The following is a 20,082-nucleotide window of genomic DNA, read 5'->3' as shown; positions in this document are numbered from 1 at the left end:
GGGGGGCCCCCCCGCGGGCGCCCCCCCCCCCCCCGACACGGTCGTACGGCCGATTACTCCTGCTTCTTGCGTCGCGTGCCGAAGACGATCTCGTCCCAGCTCGGGACGGCCGCCCGGCGGCCCGGACGGACGCCGTCCGCCTCGGCCTGCCGGTCGGTGGCACCGACCAGCCGGTCGCGGTGGCTGCCCACGGAGCGGGGCATGAGGACGTCCGCGTAGGCGGAACCGGCCGAGGCCGCCGGGGCGGGAGGCTCTTCCGCCACCGGTTCGGCCGGGGGCTCCTCCGGCGTCTCCGCGGGGCGCTCGGGCACCACCATGTCGCCGCGGAAGCTCGGTACCGCCTCCAACAGGCTGGTCAGCGAGTCGCGTTCGCCGGTGCTCTCCTCGGCGGGCTCGCTCGCCTGCGTCGGCAGGGCGGCCCGCTCGCGGTCGGGGGAACGGTCCAGCGGGCGGTCGCGGGGCAGCCGGGCGATGCGCGGCACGAACGGGAAGCTCGGCTCCGGGGCGGCGAGGTCGTCGGACTCGCCGATCAGCGAGCGCGCCTCGTCGTCGACGGCCTGCACGAGCCGCCGGGGCGGGTCGTACGTCCAGCTCGCCGAGTGCGGTTCGCCCGCGACCCGGTAGACCAGCAGGACCTCCCAGGTGCCGTCGTCGCGGCGCCAGGAGTCCCACTGCACGGTGTCCTTCTCCGCGCCGCGCAGCAGCAGTCGCTCCTGGACGGCCTCGCCGAGCAGCGGACCGGAGTTCTCGCCGGGTCTGCGGACCGGGGTCTTGCGGGCCCGCTCGGCCATGAAGGCACGCTCGGCGAGGACCGGGCCCTCGAACCGGCGTACGCGGTCGACGGGGATGCCGGCGAGCTGTGCGACCTCTTCCGCGGTCGCGCCCGCACGTATCCGCGCCTGGATGTCACGGGGGCGGAGATGGCTCTCCACCTCGATCTCGATCTGGCCGAGGCGGGGGCGGTCGCCCCGGACGGCGGCACGCAGCCGTTCGTCGATCGGAAGCGTGTATTCCGTTGCGTCGGCAGCCTTCAGCACCAGCCGTGTGCCGTCATTCGAGACGGCCACGACACGCAGTTCGGGCATGGGGACCTCCCGGGTGGTGCCTGCCGACGTCACGTGCGTCGCTGCTTCCGCTAGTCGAGTGTGGCCTGCCCGGGTGCAGCCTGCCACAACCTTGCCGAGTTGCCCGGCGTGTCGGGCATGGGCCCTGGGCCGCCGTTATGGCACGGTTACCTATTCGCAACGCTAAGTGACCAACTCCGTCACCCTGTGCAACTGGCCCCCTCCCGGCGGTCCTGCGAGGCCACGGACACCCTGGCGGGAGGCCGGACCCAGGGCTCGCAACAGTACTCCATTTGGACCACGTGCGTGGATTGGCGCGCCGCCCAACTTCTGGCAAGGAACGCGACTTGGCCGTCCGCAAGCGGTTTTCGCGATCATGGGCGTGGTGTAGTTCACGAAATCACCGGATATGGAACCGGGGGTTCTTGGCGTGCGTCCGCGCGCTATTCGCCCAGCACTCTGCGCAGGTAGTCGTTCTGGAAGAGCCGGTCGGGGTCGAGTCGGTCCCGCAGGGCGGTGAACTCCCCGAAGCGCGGGTAGACCTCGGCGAAGTACGCCGCGTCGCGGGTGTGCACCTTGCCCCAGTGCGGCCGTCCCTCGTGCGCCGTGAAGATGCGCTCGGCGGCGGTGAAGTACGCCTGATAGGGCGTCCCCTTGAACATGTGGACGGCGATGTAGGCGCTGTCCCGGGCGGAGGCGGTGGAGAGGGTGATGTCGTCGGCCGGGGCGGTGCGGACCTCGACCGGGAAGCTGATCCTGAACCGCGAACGGTCCACCATGGCCCTGAGTTCGCGCAGCGTGTCCGCCAGCGCCTCGCGCGGGACGGCGTACTCCATCTCCACGAAGCGCACCCGGCGCGGCGATGTGAAGACCTTGTACGGGATGTCCGTGTACGTCCGCGCGGACAGTGCCCGGCTGGAGACCCTGGCGATCGTGGGGATGGCGGCGGGCGCCGTGCGGCCGACCCAGTTGGCCGCCTGGAAGACGCCGTTGGAGAGGAACTCGTCCTCGAACCAGCCGGCCAGCCGTCCCACCGGCTGCTCCGGTCCGGCGCTGCGGTTGTTGCGCTTGGTGTTGGTGTTCCCGGTGTGCGGGAACCAGTAGAACTCGAAGTGCTCGTTCTCGGCCCACAGTTGGTCGAACTCGGCCAGCACCCGGTCGAACGGCATCGGCTCTTCGCGGGCCGTGAGCAGGAAGACCGGCTCCACCGCGAAGGTGATCGCGGTGATGACGCCCAGGGCGCCCAGCCCGACGCGGGCGGCCGCGAAGACGGCGCGTTCTTCTTCGGTCCCCTTCTCGGAACAGGTCAGCAGTGAACCGTCGCCCGTCACGAGTTCGAGACCCTTGATCTGGGCGGCTATGGAGGCGGATTCGCGGCCGGTGCCGTGCGTGCCGGTGCTGGTGGCCCCGGAGACCGTCTGCTCCATGATGTCGCCCATATTGGTGAGCGAGAGGCCCTCGCGGGCCAGGGCCATGTTGAGCCGCTTGAGCGGGGTGCCGGCCTCGACCGTGACGGTCATGGCGTCGCGGTCGATGGAGCGGATGCCCGTCAGCAGCTGAGGGCGGATCAGGACGCCGCCGGTGGCGGCGATGGAGGTGAAGGAGTGCCCGCTGCCGACGGCCTTCACCGTCAGCCCGTCCTCGGCGGCCTTGCGCACGGCCGCGGACAGTTCCTCCACGGAGGCCGGCGTGACCTCCCGGACGGGGCGCGCGGCGACGTTGCCCCCCCAGTTACGCCACGTGCCGTTCTTCCCGCTCGCTGTGGTGCTCAACGGTGCCTCCCCGACCCGCGGCCGGCCTGTTGAGCCGGCGGTACCCGAGGAAACCGACCGCGACCGCGACGGTTCCGGACACCACCGGAACCCCGTACCCGGCCCGCGCGCCGGCTGCGTCGATCACCCAGCCGGCCACGGAGGAGCCGAGCGCGACGCCGACCGCGAGGCCGGTGCTCACCCAGGACATGCCCTCGGTGAGCTGTGCGCGAGGTACGTGCTCTTCGATGAGGGACATCGTCGTGATCATCGTCGGTGCGATGGTCAGGCCCGCAACGAACAGCGCCACGGCCAGAAGCGGCAAGTTTCCGACCAGTAGGAGGGGGATCATACTCACGGCCATCGCGCATATGCCCAGCAACCACCGGCGTTCCGGTGCCCCCGCGAAGCGCAGCAGTCCGAACACCAGGCCGGCGAGGCAGGAGCCCGCCGCGTACAGCGCCAGGACGACGCTCGCGGCGCCCTTGTGGCCCCGCTCGTCGGCGAACGCGACGGTGACCACGTCGACGGCCCCGAAGATCGCCCCGGTCGCCACGAAGGTGCCCACCAGCACCTGGAGGCCACCGGAGCGCAGCGCGCTGCCGCCGCCGCGGTGCTCGCACGGGTGCGGCACCGGCTCGGTGGCCCGCTGGGCGGTCAGCCAGAAGACGCCGGCGGCCAGGAAGCACGCCGCGAGCAGCGGCCCCGCCTCCGGGAACCAGGCCGTGGACAGTCCGATGGAGATGATCGGCCCGAAGATGAAGCAGACCTCGTCGACCACCGATTCGAACGAGTAGGCGGTGTGCAGCTTCGGGGTGCCCCGGTAGATGGCCGCCCAGCGGGCCCGGATCATCGCGCCGAGGCTCGGCACGGAGCCGATCCCGGCCGCGCAGACGAACAGGGTCCAGTCCGGCCACCCGAAGTGCGCGGCCAGCAGCAGTCCGGCCGCCGCCGCGAGCGCCACCAGCGTGGCGGGGCGCAGCACCCGGCTCTGCCCGTGCTGGTCCACCAGCCGGGAGATCTGCGGCCCGATCGCGGCGGCGGCCAGCGCGATGGTGGCCGACAGCGCGCCCGCGAGCCCGTACCGCCCGGTGAGCTGGGAGATCATCGTGACCACACCGATGCCCATCATCGACAGCGGCATCCGGCCGAGGAAGCCCGCGGCGGAGAAGCCCTTGGTGCCGGGGGCGTCGAACAGGGCGCGATAGGGGCTGGGCACGCAGGGCTCCGTAAGGTGTGAAGAGAGTCGTTACAGCTTACGGGTTAGGCAACCCTAACGCACCTGGGAATTCCGGCCGGAACCGGACTCGTCACCCCGCTGTTTCCCGGCCGTCAGTGGCGGGTGGCAGGATCGGACCCATGCCAGACGCGCTCGATGCCACCCCCTACGACGCCCTGCTCCTGCTCTCCTTCGGCGGCCCGGAAGGCCCGGACGACGTGGTTCCGTTCCTGGAGAACGTGACGCGCGGGCGCGGCATCCCGAAGGAACGCCTCAAGGAAGTCGGGCAGCACTACTTCCTGTTCGGCGGGGTCAGCCCGATCAACGACCAGAACCGCGCCCTGCTGGACGCCCTCCGCAAGGACTTCGCGGAGCACGGCCTGGACCTGCCGGTCTACTGGGGCAACCGCAACTGGGCCCCGTACCTGACGGACACCCTGCGGGAGATGGTCGCCGACGGGCGCCGCCGCATCCTGGTCCTGGCCACCAGCGCGTACGCCTCCTACTCGGGCTGCCGCCAGTACCGCGAGAACCTCGCCGACTCGCTGGCCGCCCTGGAGGCCGAGGGCCTGGAACTGCCCAGGATCGACAAGCTGCGGCACTACTTCAACCACCCCGGCTTCGTGGAGCCCATGATCGACGGGGTGGTCGCCTCCCTCGCCGATCTGCCCGAGGAGGTCCGCGGCGGCGCCCACATCGCCTTCACGACCCACTCCATCCCGGACTCCGCCGCGGACACCTCCGGCCCGGTCGAGGCCCACGGGGAGGGCGGCGCGTACGTCGAGCAGCACCTGGACGTGGCCGAGCTGATCGCCGACGCCGTCCGCGAGCGCACCGGCGTCGACCACCCCTGGCGGCTCGTCTACCAGTCCCGCTCCGGCGCCCCGCACATCCCGTGGCTGGAGCCCGACATCTGCGACCACCTGGAGGAGCTGCACGGCGCCGGGGTCCCGGCCGTCGTCATGGCCCCCATCGGCTTCGTCTCCGACCACATGGAGGTCCTCTACGACCTCGACACCGAGGCGAAGGCCAAGGCCGAGGAGCTGGGCCTGCCGGTGCGGCGCGCCGCCACCGTCGGCGACGACCCCAGGTTCGCCGCCGCGGTCCGCGAACTCGTCCTGGAGCGCGCCGCCGTGGAGAGCGGACGGGACGTCACGCCGTGCGCGCTGGGCGCACTCGGCGCGAGCCACAACGTGTGCCCGGTCGGCTGCTGCCCGGCCCGCGCCCCCCGCCCGGCCGCCGCGGGCGCCGACAGCCCCTACGCGTGAGGACTCCGGTGACCGACCCCCTGCACACGGAACTGCTCGCCCTCGCCCAGGACGCCGCCCGCCGCGCGGGCGAGCTGCTGCGCGACGGCCGCCCGGCCGACCTGGCGGTCGCCGCCACCAAGTCCAGCCCGATCGACGTCGTCACCGAGATGGACATCGCGGCCGAGAAGCTGATCACCGACCTGATCGCGGGCCGGCGCCCCGACGACGGCTTCCTCGGCGAGGAGGGCGCCTCCATCGAGGGCACGAGCGGCATCCGCTGGGTGATCGACCCGCTCGACGGCACGGTCAACTACCTGTACGGGCTGCCCACCTGGGCGGTGTCCATCGCCGCCGAGCAGGACGGGGAGACCGTCGTCGGGGTCGTCGCCGCCCCGATGCGCGGCGAGACGTACCACGCGGTGCGCGGCGGCGGGGCGTGGGCCACCGGCGCCTGGGACGGCGAGCGCCGCCTGTCCTGCCGGCCCGCGCCGCCCCTGGACCAGGCGCTGGTCTCCACCGGCTTCAACTACGTCTCCGAGGTCCGCGCCCACCAGGCCGCGGTGGCCGCACGGATGATCCCGCTGCTGCGCGACATCCGGCGCGGGGGCTCCGCCGCGGTCGACCTGTGCGACGTGGCCGCGGGCCGACTCGACGGCTACTACGAGCGCGGCCTGAACGCCTGGGACTACGGCGCGGGCGACCTGATCGCCCGGGAGGCGGGCGCCCTGACCGGAGGACGCCCCGGAGACCGCCCGTCACCCGCCCTGACGGTCGCGGGCACCCCGGGAGTCTTCGAGCCCCTCCAGCGCCTTCTGGAGGACTTGGGCGCCTGGCACGACTAGATTGCTCGTTCGCCTACGGGGGCGCCTGAGCCGGTGCCGGGACGGCGAACGCGCGGAGGCCCGAAGGGTCGAGCACGATCGGTGGCTCGACACCGGCTTCGGCGCCCCGCAGGCGAACGAGTAGAACAACGAGCAAAACACCAAGCCCCCGGCGCTGGATTCGCCGGGGGCCCGCTGTGTGCTTATGCGCGATCAGACGCTAGGCGCTGACCTCCACACCGTGTTCGGCGGCGAGGCGGCGCAGGTCGTCGAGCTCTGCCTGCTCCACCTCGACGAGGAAATCGTCGCCCTCGTCGCGAGCCCGCGTGAGGTCGGACTCGGTCGCCCTTATGCGCTGCAGAAGTCCTGCGGTGAATGCGTCCATGCTGCGCCCCCTCGTCCTGGGTCGTGGGTCGGTGGCACCGGGGTGTGCCATTGGGAAGGGGCGATCACGTCTCTTGCGGGTGCCCAGCGCTGCCCGAGCCGGGCGGCGACGGTGCCGGACACCCACGCCCACTCTGCAGAAGCGGATCGCGGTGTACCGCTTGGAGTGCGGCACATGCAGAGCGTGATCGCGGGGTGTAAAGCCGTCCTCCCCCCGCTCCCTTCCACGGAAACCTCAACCGGCGGAGAAAATCTCGCATTCCCGCGCCACCGCCCGGTCTCTGCGGCCGTGCCCCCGTCTTACAGCCGACTTATGGCGGAAAAGGGCAGGATGGAGTCACACCCCACGATGGCCCCTGCCCGCGCGCGCCCACGGTGCGCTACGCGGGTGGACACAGGAAGGACAAGACGTGCGCGTACTCGTCGTCGAGGACGAGCAACTGCTCGCGGATGCGGTGGCCACCGGACTGCGCCGGGAGGCCATGGCCGTCGACGTCGTGTACGACGGTGCGGCCGCCCTGGAGCGCATCGGCGTCAACGACTACGACGTGGTCGTCCTCGACCGCGACCTCCCGCTCGTGCACGGCGACGACGTGTGTCGCAAGGTCGTCGAGCTCGGCATGCCCACGCGCGTGCTGATGCTCACCGCTGCTGGCGACGTGAGCGACCGCGTCGAGGGCCTGGAGATCGGCGCCGACGACTATCTTCCCAAGCCGTTCGCGTTCAGTGAGCTCATCGCGCGCGTGCGTGCCCTCGGCCGGCGCACCAGCGTGCCGCTGCCGCCGGTCCTGGAGCGTGCCGGCATCAAGCTCGACCCCAACCGCCGCGAGGTCTTCCGCGACGGCAAGGAGGTCCAGCTCGCGCCGAAGGAGTTCGCGGTCCTGGAGGTGCTGATGCGCAGCGAGGGCGCCGTCGTCTCCGCCGAGCAGCTGCTGGAGAAGGCCTGGGACGAGAACACCGACCCCTTCACCAACGTCGTACGCGTGACGGTCATGACCCTGCGCCGCAAGCTGGGCGAGCCGCCCGTCATCGTCACCGTGCCCGGCTCCGGCTACCGGATCTGATCCGCCGTGGCCGCCGCTCCCGCGCCACCCCAGGCGCCACCGAAACCCACCTGGGACCCCAGGAGGCCGCAGCCCCCGTACCCGTGGCTGCGCCCGACCATCCGGATACGGCTCACGCTGCTGTACGGCGGCATGTTCCTGATCGCCGGCATCCTGCTGCTGTCGATCATCTACCTGCTGGCCGCGCAGGCGATCAGCACCGGCAACCAGCCCCCGTTCAAGATCATCGACTTCAGCAAGCTCCAGGTGAGCAGCGCCGACTGCCCGACGATCAAGAACAGCCTGCAGCTGGACGACTTCAACCGGGCGATCAGCGCGTGCATCGAGCACCAGCGCCAGGTCGCGCTGGACAACCTGCTCAGCCGCTCGCTGCTGGCCCTGCTGGGTCTCGCCGTCATCGCCTTCGCGTTCGGCTACGCGATGGCGGGCCGGGTGCTGACCCCGCTCGGCCGGATCACCCGCACCGCCCGCGCGGTAGCGGGCTCGGACCTGTCCCGCCGGATCGAGCTGGACGGCCCGGACGACGAGCTCAAGGAGCTCGCCGACACCCTCGACGACATGCTGGACCGGCTGCAGCGCGCCTTCACCGCCCAGCAGCGCTTCGTCGGGAACGCCTCGCACGAGCTGCGCACCCCGCTCGCGATCAACCGCACGCTCCTCGAAGTGCATCTGTCCGACCCGGGCGCACCGCCGGAGCTCCAGCAGCTAGGCAAGACGCTGCTGGCCACCAATGAGCGCAGTGAGCAGCTCGTGGAGGGCCTGCTGCTGCTCGCCCGCAGCGAGAACGAGATCGTCGAGCGCAAGCCCGTCGATCTCGCCGAGGTCGCCTCGCAGGCGGTCGACCAGGTGCACGCCGAGGCGGAGGCCAAGGGCGTGCGGATCGAGGGCGAGCGGGGGCCGGCGGTCGTCCAGGGCAATGGCGTCCTGCTGGAGCGCATCGCGCTGAACCTGGTGCAGAACGCCGTGCGCTACAACGTCCCCGAGGACGGCTGGGTCCGGGTCACCACCGAGGTCCAGCACGGCCAGGCGGTGCTGACCGTGTCGAACACCGGCCCGATCGTTCCCGCGTATGAGATCGACAACCTCTTCGAGCCCTTCACCCGGCTCCGTACGGAGCGCACGGGCAGCGACAAGGGTGTGGGCCTCGGCCTGTCGATCGCACGGTCCGTGGCCCGCGCCCACGGCGGCCACATCTCGGCGGAACCGCGTGAAGGGGGCGGGCTCGTGATGCGGGTCACTCTGCCGGTGTGAATCGGGTGAGAGCCGCAATCAGGCGATTCGGCGACACACGCGGGGATGTTCGCTTTGCGCTGAATTTTCAGGAGGCGCGGCGGGGCTCCCCGTGTGTGATCGATCACATGAGCGGTTTTCCGGCCATCTACTCTCCGTGATCATGCGACCTGGTGGAAAGCCGGGAAAATCCGGGTTTTCGGGGGTCCTGATCACGGGAAGTACTCGTGGAGACGCCTTTGAGGTGCGGCATTCGGACCGTGTACGGTCCCCATCGCCATCCAAGCCGATCACTCTTGAGGAGTCCGGTTGGGTGTCGATTGAGTAACAGACCTTGATGTGAGGCAAAATCTCCGCCTCGGGTCGGGCACAAGTCCGGCCTCTCACGCGTTACGTGCGCTGGAGACACCGCAGACACCCAGAGGGGGAGAGCGACATGGCAACCGATTACGACACTCCACGCAAGACCGACGACGACGTCGACTCGGACAGCCTTGAAGAGCTGAAGGCCCGGCGCAACGACAAGTCCACCGCGGCGGTGGACGTCGACGAGTTCGAGGCCGCCGAGGGACTCGAACTGCCCGGGGCGGACCTCTCGAACGAGGAGCTGGCCGTCCGGGTGCTGCCGAAGCAGCAGGACGAGTTCACCTGCATGAGCTGCTTCCTGGTCCACCACCGCAGCCAGCTGGCCCGGGAGAAGAACGGTCAGCCGATCTGCCGCGACTGCGACTGAGGACGGGTCGGCCGTGACTGGCTCGACCCCTCCCCGGAAGCGCCGCTTCTCCCTGGGGGGAGCGGACCAGGGGCCGTCCGACGGCCCGCACGGCGCACGTGAGGTCGAGCGGGGCTCATCCGGCAGGGGAGCCCCGCTCGAACCGGCCGACCGGGCTGACCTCCCGGCGTCGGCGGAGCTGCCCGTGCCCGTCGCCGACGAGGGGCCACCCGCCGCTCGACCGGAGTCGCGAGCGCGGGACAGGGCCGTGGCCATCGGGGGCAAGGCCCGGGACTTGGCCCGGGACGGCCTGCGCAAGGGCGGTAGCCGCGCTCGGGCGGCTCTCGCCCACCTCGCGGACCGGATCATCGATATCGCCCCGCGTATCGCCGTACGTGACCTCGCCACGCTGCGCAGGCAGTTCCCGGGCCTCGGGCCCGAGGAACTCGCCGACAAGCTCGTGGCGGGCGCCGCGAACGCCACCTCGACGGTCGGTGCCGGGATCGGCGCGGCGGCGATGCTGCCCGTGCCGCCCGCGATGCCGACCGAGCTGGCCGCGGAGATCACCGGCGTCGCGGCGATCGAGCTGAAGCTCATCGCCGAACTCCACGAGGTCTACGGCGTACGACCGCCGGGCGCCCTCAAGGACCGCAGCACCGCGTATCTGTCCTCCTGGTCGGGGGAGCGCGGGATCGACGTGCGCAAGCCGTCGACGATCACCGCCTTCGGCGGCCGGATGCACCACGAACTGCGCCAGCAGGTCATGAAACGCACGGTGCGCGACCTGCCCAACCTGATGCCGTTCATGGTCGGTGCCGCGGTCGGCGCGGTCATGAACCGCCGCGACACCAAGAAGCTCGCGGCCCGCATCCGCGCGGACCTCCGCAAGATCCAGGTGCCCTGGGACGAGCTGCCCGAGCTGCCCCCGCTGGAGCCGCCGGCGGATCCACTGACGTTGGGCGAGATCACCAAGGACCTCGGCCACTGACGCCCCGCCGCCGAGCCACGCCTCCTTCGGCCGGGCTCGCCCCGACCGGTCGAGCCGCCCTTGCCGGTCGGACCGCGCCTACCGCTCGTCCCGCTCCGCCGCGGAGCCCCGGGCCGCGTCGATCGCCGCGGCCAGACCCTGGGGGTCCCGCGTCGACAGGTACAGGTACGGCGTCGGGTCGGCCGGGTCGGTGACCTCGACCCGCAGGGCCGTCGGGATGTACGAGCGCAGGAGCAGGAAGGCGCGGGTGTCGGCCTTGTAGGTGCGCCAGGCGCGCGCCTCCTCGGCGTCCAGGATCTCCCACTCGCCCAGGGCCGACACCGGGATCTTCGCCTCGCCCGCGATCAGGGAATCGCCCACGACGCGGATGCGCGGGGAGCCGTACGAGCTGCCGACCACCGCCGCGGCCGCCGTGCCGCCGACCAGGCCGCCCAGCATGGGGAGCGTGCCGAACGGCAGCAGGATCAGAGCCAGGGAGACCCCGATCAGGAAGCTGATCAGCCACCAGGAGCGGGGGGCGGTGAGGCGTTCTTCGTACGGGGTGGCGGAGAGCTGCATGCGGCCAAGCTTGGCACGGTGTCGGGATACCGCCGACGCGCGGGTAAGGTCTGCGCCTGTGAGTCGTAGTTCCGCAGCTCTTCAGCCTCCCGCCGACGCCGTGACACCGGTGCGGCACCCCGACGCTCCCGCGCCCGGTGAGCTCCTCGGCTCGCACTACGCGCACTGTTTCGGGTGCGGTCGCGAGCAGGCGCACGGGCTGCTTCTGGAGGCGCGGGCCGGCGAGGGGGTCTCCCTCACGGCCGAGTTCACCGTGCAGCCCGCCCACCAGGGCGCCCCCGGCCTCGCGCACGGCGGGGTGCTGGCCACCGCGCTCGACGAGACCGTCGGCTCGCTGAACTGGCTGCTGCGCACCGTCGCCGTCACCGGGCGGCTGGAGACCGACTACCTGCGGCCCGTACCGGTGGGGACCACCCTGCATCTGGAGGCCGAGGTGACCGCGGTCGCCGGGCGGAAGATCTACTCCACGGCCACCGGCCGGATCGGCGGTCCGGACGGGCCCGTCGCCGTCCGCGCCGACGCCCTCTTCATCGAGGTCAAGGTCGACCACTTCGTCAACAACGGCCGCGACGAGGAGATCCAGGCAGCGATGAGCGACCCGGACCAGATCCGCCGCGCCCGCGCCTTCGAGGTGAACCCGTGAGTCCCGAGACCCCCGTGAGCCCCGAGAATCCGGCGACCCCCTTGCCGTACCCGCCCTTCGCCCGCCGCGAGCCCCTGAACGTGCTGATCCGGCGTGTCGACCCCGACGTACCGCTTCCGGCGTACGAGCACCCCGGCGATGCGGGGGCCGATCTGCGGACGACCCAGGCGTGCGAGCTCAAGCCCGGTGAGCGTGCCGTTCTGCCCACGGGAGTGTCGATCGCCCTCCCGGAGGGGTACGCGGCCTTCGTGCACCCTCGATCCGGTCTCGCCGCCCGCTGTGGTGTCGCCCTGGTGAATGCCCCAGGGACGGTTGATGCCGGGTACCGTGGGGAGATCAAGGTGATCGTGGTGAATCTCGATCCGCGCGAGGCCGTGCGGTTCGAGCGCTTCGACCGGATCGCCCAACTGGTCGTCCAGCAGGTCGAGAGGGTCCGCTTCCGGGAGGTGGCGGAACTTCCCGACTCGGCGCGGGCCGAGGGGGGCTTCGGGTCCACCGGTGGCCACGCCGCGGTGGGCGACGAGAGCGGCACAAGCGGTCAGGTCGCCGAGGGCGGCCAGACGGGTGGGAATCGATACGCTTCGGTCGTATCCGACCGGGAAGGACAGTGACGTGTTCGGACGTCGCAACAAGAAGGGTGCCGCCGAGGACGCGGCCGGCGAGGCCGAGCAGGTCGTCGACAGCGTCGACACCGAGGCGGACGAGGAAGTGGAAGAGGCCGAGCGCGAGCGCGTCCGGCTGGAGCCCGAGCCGCGGCCCGACGGGCCCTGGGACAGCACCGAGGTGCGCGATCCTGCCGAGGGTCGCGTGGATCTCGGTGGTCTGTTCGTGCCGGGCGTCGACGGCATGGAGCTGCGGGTCGAGGTCGCGGGCGACGCGATCGTGGCGGCGACCGTCGTGCTGGGCGACAGCGCCATCCAGCTGCAGGCCTTCGCCGCGCCCAAGCGCGAGGGCATCTGGAGCGAGGTGCGCGAGGAGATCGGGAGCGGCATCACCCAGCAGGGCGGCATCATCGACGAGGTCGAGGGTCCGCTGGGCTGGGAGCTGCGCGCCCAGGTGCCGGTGCAGCTGCCGGACGGCACCGGCGGCTTCCAGGTCGTGCGGTTCGTCGGTGTGGACGGCCCGCGCTGGTTCCTGCGCGGTGTGATCTCGGGCCAGGGCGCGGTGCAGCCGCAGGCGGCCGGGCTCCTGGAGCAGATCTTCCGGGACACGGTCGTCGTACGCGGTGAGGGCCCGATGGCGCCCCGCGACCCGATCGTCCTGAAGCTGCCGAACGACGCCCAGATGGTCCCCGAGGGCGTACAGCAGGAGGAGGGCGGTTCCCGCTTCTCCGGCGGCATGGGCCAGCTGCAGCGCGGACCGGAGATCACCGAGGTCCGGTAACGGCACAGGCATATACACGAGAAGGGCCGCACCCTCACCGGTGCGGCCCTTTGTCGTGCCTTGTGCCCTGTTGTGCCGGGGCTGAGTGCGCCGCCTTCCTTCATCCCTTGACGGAAGTCTGGTCCATACCTATGGTCCGGACCAGTGTGCGTTCAGAAACCCAAGCGTCGTTCACGTACAGGAACGGACTGTCATGTCAGACGCCCCCACCCGACACCGCCACCGAGCACGTCCCGCCCTCTTCCTCGCCGCCGTCGGCGCCCTCGTGGCCGGCCTGGTCGCCTGGCCGGCCGCCGACCGTTCCGAGGCCGCCCCCACCGCCTTCGTCCACCCCGGAGTCACCGTCTCCAAGGGGCAGCTGGACTTCGCCCGCGGGAAGGTCCTGGCCGGCGCCCAGCCCTGGAAGGGCGCCTACGACCAGATGACGGCGAGCAGGTACGCCGACCTGAACCGCACCCCGAAGCCCAGGGCGACGGTCGAGTGCGGCTCGTACTCGAACCCCGACCGCGGCTGCACCGACGAGCGCGAGGACGCGATCGCCGCCTACACCGACGCCCTCGCCTGGTACGTCACCCGGGACGCGCGCTACGCGCACAAGGCCATCCAGCTCATGGACGCCTGGTCGGCCACGATCACCAGCCACACCAACTCCAACGCGCCCCTGCAGACCGGCTGGGCGGGCTCCTCCTGGCCCCGGGCCGCCGAGATCATCAAGTACACGTACACCGGGAGCTGGGCCAACTCCGGCCGCTTCGCGACCATGCTCCGCAACGTCTACCTGCCGGTGGTCATCAAGGGCTCCAACTCCAACGGCAACTGGGAGCTGTCGATGACGGAGGCCGCCGTCGGCATCTCCGTCTTCCTGGAGGACAAGGCGTCGTACGACACGGCCATGGCGAAGTTCCGCACCCGCACGGCCGCCTACGTCTACCTCGCCTCCGACGGCTCCGTGCCGAAGACCGTGCCCAGCCAGCACCTGGACACCACCGCCAAGATCGTCTCCTACTGGCAGGGCCAGTCGACCTTCGTCACCGGGCTCACCCAGGAGACCTGCCGGGACTTCACCCACACGGGGTACGGCATCTCCGCGATCTCGCACGTCGCCGAGACCAGCCGGATCCAGGGCCAGGACCTGTACGGCACGGACGTCGGGGAACGGCTGCGGCAGGCCCTCGGCTTGCAGTCGAAGTACCAGCTCGGCACCGCCGTCCCGAGCTGGCTGTGCGGCGGCTCGCTCAAGCTCGGCCTCGGGCCGGTCACGGAGGTCGGCTACAACGCCCTGCACAACCGCCTGGGCATCGCCATGACCAACACCCAGACGCTGACCCGGAACAACCGCCCCGCCGGCAGCAACAACCTCTTCGTCGCCTGGGAGACCCTCACCCACGGCGACAACCCGGGCTGACCCGTTGCCCGACCGGGCGCCGCTCGCGATACTGGCGCCCGGTCCACGGGGGAGGCGTCATGAGTCGAGTGGTCACCGAGACCATGGTGCGCGTCGAGAACGTCCACAAGTCGTACGGCCACGGAGCCGCCGCCGTGCACGCGCTGCGCGGAGTGTCCTTCGAGGTCCCGCGCGGCGAGCTCGTCGCCCTCAAGGGGCGCTCGGGATCCGGCAAGACCACACTCCTGAACATCGTCGGCGGACTCGACACGCCCGATCGGGGGACGGTCGCCGTCGAGGGCCGGGAGCTCGCGGAGCTCGGCGAGAACGGCCTGCTGGAGCTGCGCCGGGACCGCATCGGCTTCGTCTTCCAGTCCTTCGGGCTCATCCCGATCCTCACGGCCGCCGAGAACGTCGGCGTACCGCTGCGGCTGCGCCGGGCCGACCCGCGCGAGCGCGAGGAGCGCGTCGAGCTGCTGCTCTCCCTGGTGGGCCTCGCCGACCACACGGCCCAGCGGCCGGGCGAGCTGTCCGGCGGCCAGCAGCAGCGCGTCGCCATCGCCCGCGCCCTCGCCAACCGCCCCGCGCTGCTCATCGCCGACGAACCGACCGGCCGGCTCGACGCGGAGACCGGGCACGCCGTGATGGAGCTGCTGCGCGCCGTCGTCCACAGCGAACAGGTCACCGCGCTGGTCGCCACGCACGACGCGACCCTGCTCGACCTGGCCGACCGGGTGCTGGAGCTGAGCGACGGGGAGATCGCCGAGTACTGAGCCCCGGCACGCCGCCGGGCGCCCCATCAGGGTTGTGTCAAAGATGCCCGCTGCCGGTCCCCGTGCCCCATTTGCCGAGATTGTTGGCCGTAAGGTCGACGCTGCGTACGCAGCAGTCAGCGGAAGACAATGGGGCCATGGCACGCGGCAAGCTTCGGATCTACGTCGGTGCGGCACCGGGCGTGGGCAAGACCTACGCGATGCTGTCCGAGGCGCACCGCCGAGTGGAGCGGGGCACCGACTGCGTGGTGGCCTTCGTGGAGCACCACGACCGGCCGCGCACCGAGGTGATGCTGCACGGCCTGGAGCAGATCGCGCGCAAGGACCTGGAGTACCGCGGCGCCGTCTTCACCGAGATGGACGTGGACGCCGTACTGCTCCGCGCCCCGGCCGTCGCCCTCGTGGACGAACTCGCCCACACGAACATCCCGGGCTCCCGCAACGCCAAGCGCTGGCAGGACGTGGAGGAGCTGCTGGCGGCGGGGATCGACGTGATCTCGACCGTCAACATCCAGCACCTGGAGTCGCTGGGTGACGTGGTCGAGTCGATCACCGGGGTGCGCCAGCAGGAGACCGTCCCGGACGAGGTCGTACGCCGTGCGGACCAGATAGAGCTGGTCGACATGTCGCCACAGGCGCTGCGCCGCCGCATGGCCCACGGCAACATCTACAAGCCCGACAAGGTCGACGCCGCTCTCTCCAACTACTTCCGGCCCGGCAACCTCACCGCCCTGCGCGAGCTGGCGCTGCTGTGGGTGGCGGACCGGGTCGACGAGTACCTGAAGGCCTACCGCAGTGAGCACCGGGTCTCGGCGATCTGGGGTTCGCGCGAGCGGATCGTGGTCGGTCTGACCGGCGGCCCGGAGGGCCGGACGCTGATACGGCGGGCCGCGCGCCTCGCGGAGAAGGGCGCCGGCGGCGAGGTGCTCGCCGTCTACATAGCCCGCAGCGACGGTCTGACCTCCGCCTCCCCGAAGGAACTCGCCGTCCAGCGCACCCTCGTCGAGGACCTGGGCGGCACCTTCCACCACGTCGTCGGCGACGACATACCCGCCGCCCTCCTCGACTTCGCGCGCGGCGTGAACGCCACCCAGATCGTCCTCGGCTCCTCGCGGCGCAAGGCGTGGCAGTACGTCTTCGGGCCCGGCGTCGGCGCCACCGTCGCCCGGGAGTCGGGGCCCGACCTCGACGTGCACATCGTCACCCACGAAGAGGTCGCCAAGGGGCGCGGACTGCCCGTGGCGCGGGGCGCCCGGCTCGGCCGCGCCCGGATCATCTGGGGCTGGCTGGTCGGCCTGGTCGGCCCGGTGGTCCTGGCGCTGCTGCTGAACACCGTCGACCTCGGCCTCGCCAACGACATGCTGCTGTTCCTGGCCGTCACGGTCGCGGCGGCCCTGCTCGGCGGGCTCTTCCCGGCGCTGGCCTCGGCGGCCTTCGGATCGCTGCTGCTGAACTACTTCTACACCCCGCCACTGCACCGGTTGACCATCGCCGACCCCAAGAACATCGTCGCCATCGTGATCTTCGTCGGGGTCGCGCTCTCCGTGGCCTCCGTGGTGGACCTCGCGGCCCGGCGCACCCACCAGGCCGCCCGGCTGCGCGCCGAGTCGGAGATCCTCTCGTTCCTCGCCGGCAACGTCCTGCGCGGCGAGACCAGCCTGGAGGAGCTGCTGGAGCGGGTCCGGGAGACCTTCGGGATGGAGTCGGCGGCCATGCTGGAACGCGCCGGTGAGGTCGAGCCGTGGACCTGCGCGGGCCGCGCCGGGTTCGGGCCCCCGCTGGACCGGCCCGAGGACGCGGACGTCGACGTGCCGGTCGGGGACCACCTGGCGCTCGCGCTGACGGGCCGGGTGCTGCCCGCCGAGGACCGCCGGGTGCTGGCCGCCTTCGCCGCCCAGGCCGCCGTCGTCCTGGACCGCAGGCGCCTGAAGGAGGAGGCCGACCAGGCCAAGGAGCTCGCCGAGGGCAACCGCATCCGCACGGCGCTGCTCGCCGCCGTCAGCCACGACCTGCGCACCCCGCTCGCCGGGATCAAGGCGGCGGTCACCTCGCTGCGCTCCGACGACGTCGAATGGTCCGAGGAGGACCGGGCCGAGCTCCTGGAGGGCATCGAGGAGGGCGCCGACCGCCTCGACCACCTGGTCGGCAACCTGCTCGACATGTCCCGCCTGCAGACCGGCACCGTCACCCCGCTCATCCGGGAGATCGACGTCGACGAGGTGGTCCCCATGGCGCTGGGCGGGGTGCCCGAGGACAGCGTGGACCTGGACATCCCGGAGAGCCTGCCGATGGTCGCCGTCGACCCCGGCCTGCTGGAGCGGTCGGTGGCCAACCTGGTGGAGAACGCGGTCAAGTACAGCCCGGAGCACCGGCGCGTGCTGGTCGCCGGCAGCGCCATCGCCGACCGGGTCGAGGTGCGCGTCGTGGACCAGGGGCCGGGCGTCCCGGACGACGCCAAGGACCGCATCTTCGAGCCCTTCCAGCGCTACGGCGACTCCCCGCGCGGCGCCGGCGTCGGCCTCGGCCTCGCGGTCGCCCGGGGCTTCGCCGAGGCCATGGGCGGCACCCTCAACGCCGAGGACACGCCCGGCGGCGGCCTCACGATGGTCCTCAGCCTCCGCGCGGCAGGATCGCGTCCCGTACAGCTCACCCCCGCACAACCGGAAAGGCAGGCCCCATGACCCGGGTGCTCGTGGTCGACGACGAGCCGCAGATCGTGCGCGCCCTCGTGATCAACCTCAAGGCTCGCAAGTACGAGGTGGACGCGGCCGCGGACGGCCGTACCGCGCTCGAACTCGCCGCCTCCCGCCACCCCGACGTGATCGTGCTCGACCTGGGTCTGCCCGACATGGACGGCGTGGAGGTGATCAAGGGTCTGCGCGGCTGGACCCGGGTGCCGATCCTGGTCCTGTCGGCCCGGCACTCCTCCGACGAGAAGGTCGAGGCGCTCGACGCGGGCGCCGACGACTACGTCACCAAGCCCTTCGGCATGGACGAGCTGCTGGCCCGGCTGCGGGCCGCCGTGCGCCGCGCCGAGCCCACCGGGGGCGGCGAGGACGACGTCCTCGTGGAGACCGACGGGTTCACCGTCGACCTGGCCGCGAAGAAGGTCGACCGCGCCGGACGGGACGTACGGCTCACCCCGACCGAGTGGCATCTGCTGGAGGTGCTGGTGCGCAACACCGGCCGCCTGGTCAGCCAGAAGCAGCTGCTGCAGGAGGTGTGGGGGCCCTCGTACGGGACCGAGACGAACTACCTGCGCGTCTACATGGCCCAGCTCCGCCGCAAGCTGGAGGCGGACCCCTCACACCCGAAGCACTTCATCACGGAGCCGGGGATGGGGTACCGGTTCGAGAAGTGAGCTGCAGGGCGGCCGGGGGTCCGGGGGTTGTCCCCCGGGGGATGCAGCATCACGGAGCCGGGGATGGGGTACCGGTTCGAGCGGTAGCCCCGGCGGTACTTCGAGCGGTGGCCCCACCGGTACGTCGCCGTCGGTGCTCCCCGGTACGCTTCAGATATGAGTGCTGTTCCTCGTTCCGAAAAGCCGGCCGGCCGGTTCCGGCGCATGCTCGACCGGCTCTCCTCGTCGCAGGAGGACCTGGAGTCCGAGGAACTGCGCGAGGACACCGAGAACGCGGGATGTACGCGCATCGGTGACTGTCAGGACCGCCAGATCGTCACGGTTACTGGTACCTTGCGCACGGTCACCCTGCGGCCGCGGGCCGGAGTCCCGGCCCTGGAGGCCGAGCTGTTCGACGGCTCCGCCGCGCTGGACGTGGTGTGGCTCGGCAGGCGCTCCATCGTGGGCATAGAACCGGGGCGCCGCTTGATCGCATCGGGCCGGATCTCCATGAGCCGGGGCCGCCGGGTGCTGTTCAATCCGAAGTACGAACTGAGACCCCTCGGACGGGAGTAGCCGGTGACGTCACTCGACAAGCCGACCGAAGACACCACTCAGCAGCAGGACGCCCGGGCGGTGACCGAGGCCGCGCTGTTCGAGGCGTTCGGCGGTGTGCGGGGCATGGTCGAGACGGTCGTGCCGGGCCTGCTCTTCGTCACGATCTTCACGATCAACAAGGACCTGCACTGGTCGGCGATCGCCGCACTGGCCGTCTCGCTGGTGCTGGTCGTGGTCCGGCTGGCGATGAAGGACACCGTCAAGCACGCCTTCAGCGGCGTCTTCGGCGTGGCGTTCGGTGTCGTGTTCGCGATGTTCACGGGCAACGCCAAGGACTTCTACCTCCCCGGCATGCTCTACACGCTGGGCCTGGCCATCGCGTACATCGTCACGACCCTCGCCGGGGTGCCCCTGATCGGTCTCATCCTGGGCCCGGTCTTCAAGGAGAACCTCTCCTGGCGCACCCGCAATCCCGGCCGCAAGAAGGCCTACGCCAAGGCCAGTTGGGCCTGGGGCCTGATCCTGCTCGCCAAGTGCGCGATCCTCTTCCCGCTCTACTGGTGGGCCGACACCACCCAGCTCGGCTGGGTCCTGGTCACCCTGAAGATCCCGCCCTTCCTGCTCGCGGTCTGGCTGACCTGGGTCTTCCTCGCGAAGGCGCCCGCGCCGATCGACGTCTTCGCCGAGATGGAGGCGGAGGAGAAGGCCGAGCAGGAGCGGAAGGCCGCGGCGGCCGCCGCGGCCGGGGAGCACGGCGAGAGCGCCGGCGGACGTCACCGCCGGGACGGCTAGCCGAGGCTCGGCCGAGTCGGCCGACTCAGGCGCTATACGTGGAGGGGGGGGCCCGGAATTACGGGGGCCCCCCCCCCCCCCCGCGGGGAAATAAAAACGGGTGTGGCCGCCCCCCCCCCACCCGTGGACCACCAGCGCAACGCCGGGCCGGCCCGCCCCCACAAGGAG

20 protein-coding genes are annotated in these 20,082 nt (G+C 71.4%); 15 read left to right on the top strand and 5 right to left on the bottom strand.

Annotation, left to right across the window (positions count from 1 at the left end; genetic code table 11):
- Positions 1 to 53: 53 nt before the first annotated feature.
- The 3 genes from sepH to ACWGKT_RS46385 form a co-directional block, all read right to left on the bottom strand.
- Entirely contained in the window at positions 54 to 1,085 is a 1,032-nt protein-coding gene (gene sepH, locus ACWGKT_RS46395; RefSeq protein ID WP_453278484.1) for a septation protein SepH, read from the bottom strand.
- 422 nt (positions 1,086 to 1,507) lie between these two features.
- On the bottom strand, positions 1,508 to 2,836 hold the full coding sequence (locus tag ACWGKT_RS46390; protein ID WP_453278483.1) for a D-arabinono-1,4-lactone oxidase: 1,329 nt from the start codon (positions 2,834 to 2,836) through the stop codon (positions 1,508 to 1,510).
- Positions 2,796 to 4,034 carry an MFS transporter gene (locus tag ACWGKT_RS46385; RefSeq protein WP_453278482.1) on the bottom strand — a complete coding sequence of 413 codons (1,239 nt, stop codon included), beginning with the start codon at positions 4,032 to 4,034 and terminating at the stop codon, positions 2,796 to 2,798. The genes ACWGKT_RS46390 and ACWGKT_RS46385 overlap by 41 nt, the downstream gene beginning before the upstream one ends.
- Before the next feature lie 140 nt (positions 4,035 to 4,174).
- On the opposite strand from ACWGKT_RS46385, the gene ACWGKT_RS46380 reads away from it, so the two are divergent.
- Positions 4,175 to 5,302 carry a ferrochelatase gene (locus tag ACWGKT_RS46380; RefSeq protein WP_453278481.1) on the top strand — a complete coding sequence of 376 codons (1,128 nt, stop codon included), beginning with the start codon at positions 4,175 to 4,177 and terminating at the stop codon, positions 5,300 to 5,302.
- An 8-nt stretch (positions 5,303 to 5,310) separates the two neighbouring features.
- Positions 5,311 to 6,126, top strand: a complete 816-nt coding sequence (locus ACWGKT_RS46375; protein ID WP_356157008.1) for an inositol monophosphatase family protein — start codon at positions 5,311 to 5,313, stop codon at positions 6,124 to 6,126.
- Positions 6,127 to 6,325: 199 nt separating this feature from the next.
- On the opposite strand, the gene ACWGKT_RS46370 is transcribed toward ACWGKT_RS46375, so the two are convergent.
- Positions 6,326 to 6,490, bottom strand: coding sequence for a hypothetical protein (locus tag ACWGKT_RS46370; protein ID WP_235454975.1), 165 nt, complete (start codon positions 6,488 to 6,490; stop codon positions 6,326 to 6,328).
- 409 nt (positions 6,491 to 6,899) lie between these two features.
- On the opposite strand from ACWGKT_RS46370, the gene ACWGKT_RS46365 reads away from it, so the two are divergent.
- The 4 genes from ACWGKT_RS46365 to ACWGKT_RS46350 all read left to right on the top strand — a co-directional run bounded on the left by ACWGKT_RS46365 (position 6,900) and on the right by ACWGKT_RS46350 (position 10,483).
- On the top strand, positions 6,900 to 7,553 hold the full coding sequence (locus ACWGKT_RS46365) for a response regulator transcription factor (RefSeq protein WP_453278480.1): 654 nt from the start codon (positions 6,900 to 6,902) through the stop codon (positions 7,551 to 7,553).
- 6 nt (positions 7,554 to 7,559) lie between these two features.
- Positions 7,560 to 8,804: a sensor histidine kinase gene (locus ACWGKT_RS46360; protein ID WP_356157014.1), complete on the top strand. Its 1,245-nt coding sequence runs from the start codon at positions 7,560 to 7,562 to the stop codon at positions 8,802 to 8,804.
- Between the two features lie 415 nt (positions 8,805 to 9,219).
- Positions 9,220 to 9,516, top strand: a complete 297-nt coding sequence (locus ACWGKT_RS46355) for a DUF4193 domain-containing protein (RefSeq protein WP_351348258.1) — start codon at positions 9,220 to 9,222, stop codon at positions 9,514 to 9,516.
- Positions 9,517 to 9,529: 13 nt separating this feature from the next.
- The gene (locus ACWGKT_RS46350) at positions 9,530 to 10,483 is read left to right on the top strand and encodes a hypothetical protein (RefSeq protein WP_453278479.1); all 954 of its coding nucleotides are present in this window, start codon (positions 9,530 to 9,532) and stop codon (positions 10,481 to 10,483) included.
- A gap of 78 nt (positions 10,484 to 10,561) precedes the next feature.
- Here the strand turns inward: ACWGKT_RS46350 and ACWGKT_RS46345 are convergent, their stop codons facing one another.
- The gene (locus ACWGKT_RS46345; RefSeq protein ID WP_356157021.1) at positions 10,562 to 11,041 is read right to left on the bottom strand and encodes a DUF3093 domain-containing protein; all 480 of its coding nucleotides are present in this window, start codon (positions 11,039 to 11,041) and stop codon (positions 10,562 to 10,564) included.
- Positions 11,042 to 11,099: 58 nt separating this feature from the next.
- Between ACWGKT_RS46345 and ACWGKT_RS46340 the strand changes: the two genes are divergently transcribed.
- From ACWGKT_RS46340 to ACWGKT_RS46300, 9 genes are all read left to right on the top strand, one after another.
- Entirely contained in the window at positions 11,100 to 11,684 is a 585-nt protein-coding gene (locus tag ACWGKT_RS46340; protein ID WP_235454970.1) for a PaaI family thioesterase, read from the top strand.
- A 41-nt stretch (positions 11,685 to 11,725) separates the two neighbouring features.
- Positions 11,726 to 12,295 (top strand): dUTP diphosphatase, encoded by a 570-nt coding sequence (dut, locus tag ACWGKT_RS46335; RefSeq protein ID WP_356157038.1) that lies wholly within the window; start codon positions 11,726 to 11,728, stop codon positions 12,293 to 12,295.
- Between the two features lies 1 nt (position 12,296).
- Positions 12,297 to 13,067 carry a DUF3710 domain-containing protein gene (locus ACWGKT_RS46330; RefSeq protein ID WP_356157024.1) on the top strand — a complete coding sequence of 257 codons (771 nt, stop codon included), beginning with the start codon at positions 12,297 to 12,299 and terminating at the stop codon, positions 13,065 to 13,067.
- A gap of 193 nt (positions 13,068 to 13,260) precedes the next feature.
- Positions 13,261 to 14,472 carry an alginate lyase family protein gene (locus ACWGKT_RS46325; RefSeq protein ID WP_453278478.1) on the top strand — a complete coding sequence of 404 codons (1,212 nt, stop codon included), beginning with the start codon at positions 13,261 to 13,263 and terminating at the stop codon, positions 14,470 to 14,472.
- Positions 14,473 to 14,531: 59 nt separating this feature from the next.
- Entirely contained in the window at positions 14,532 to 15,224 is a 693-nt protein-coding gene (locus ACWGKT_RS46320) for an ABC transporter ATP-binding protein (protein ID WP_453278477.1), read from the top strand.
- A 137-nt stretch (positions 15,225 to 15,361) separates the two neighbouring features.
- Positions 15,362 to 17,905: an ATP-binding protein gene (locus tag ACWGKT_RS46315; RefSeq protein WP_453278476.1), complete on the top strand. Its 2,544-nt coding sequence runs from the start codon at positions 15,362 to 15,364 to the stop codon at positions 17,903 to 17,905.
- Positions 17,902 to 18,585 (top strand): response regulator, encoded by a 684-nt coding sequence (locus tag ACWGKT_RS46310; RefSeq protein WP_453278475.1) that lies wholly within the window; start codon positions 17,902 to 17,904, stop codon positions 18,583 to 18,585. The genes ACWGKT_RS46315 and ACWGKT_RS46310 overlap by 4 nt, the downstream gene beginning before the upstream one ends.
- A gap of 156 nt (positions 18,586 to 18,741) precedes the next feature.
- On the top strand, positions 18,742 to 19,140 hold the full coding sequence (locus ACWGKT_RS46305) for an OB-fold nucleic acid binding domain-containing protein (protein ID WP_235454964.1): 399 nt from the start codon (positions 18,742 to 18,744) through the stop codon (positions 19,138 to 19,140).
- A gap of 3 nt (positions 19,141 to 19,143) precedes the next feature.
- A complete protein-coding gene (locus ACWGKT_RS46300) occupies positions 19,144 to 19,914 on the top strand; it encodes a DUF3159 domain-containing protein (protein WP_453278474.1) in 771 nt (256 codons plus the stop codon).
- Positions 19,915 to 20,082: the final 168 nt, after the last annotated feature.

Source organism: Streptomyces sp. NPDC054794 (assembly GCF_053611585.1).
The sequence above is the reverse complement of the archived record's forward strand: the minus strand, read 5'-3'. Positions and strand labels throughout refer to the sequence as shown.

Excerpts from the sequence above, each read along its gene's own strand:
- sepH (WP_453278484.1), bottom strand. The coding sequence starts at position 1,085 with ATGCCCGAACTGCGTGTCGTGGCCGTCTCGAATGACGGCACACGGCTG.
- ACWGKT_RS46380 (WP_453278481.1), top strand. The coding sequence starts at position 4,175 with ATGCCAGACGCGCTCGATGCCACCCCCTACGACGCCCTGCTCCTGCTC.
- ACWGKT_RS46370 (WP_235454975.1), bottom strand. The coding sequence starts at position 6,490 with ATGGACGCATTCACCGCAGGACTTCTGCAGCGCATAAGGGCGACCGAG.
- ACWGKT_RS46355 (WP_351348258.1), top strand. The coding sequence starts at position 9,220 with ATGGCAACCGATTACGACACTCCACGCAAGACCGACGACGACGTCGAC.
- ACWGKT_RS46345 (WP_356157021.1), bottom strand. The coding sequence starts at position 11,041 with ATGCAGCTCTCCGCCACCCCGTACGAAGAACGCCTCACCGCCCCCCGC.
- ACWGKT_RS46325 (WP_453278478.1), top strand. The coding sequence starts at position 13,261 with ATGTCAGACGCCCCCACCCGACACCGCCACCGAGCACGTCCCGCCCTC.
- ACWGKT_RS46320 (WP_453278477.1), top strand. The coding sequence starts at position 14,532 with ATGAGTCGAGTGGTCACCGAGACCATGGTGCGCGTCGAGAACGTCCAC.
- ACWGKT_RS46315 (WP_453278476.1), top strand. The coding sequence starts at position 15,362 with ATGGCACGCGGCAAGCTTCGGATCTACGTCGGTGCGGCACCGGGCGTG.
- ACWGKT_RS46310 (WP_453278475.1), top strand. The coding sequence starts at position 17,902 with ATGACCCGGGTGCTCGTGGTCGACGACGAGCCGCAGATCGTGCGCGCC.
- ACWGKT_RS46305 (WP_235454964.1), top strand. The coding sequence starts at position 18,742 with ATGAGTGCTGTTCCTCGTTCCGAAAAGCCGGCCGGCCGGTTCCGGCGC.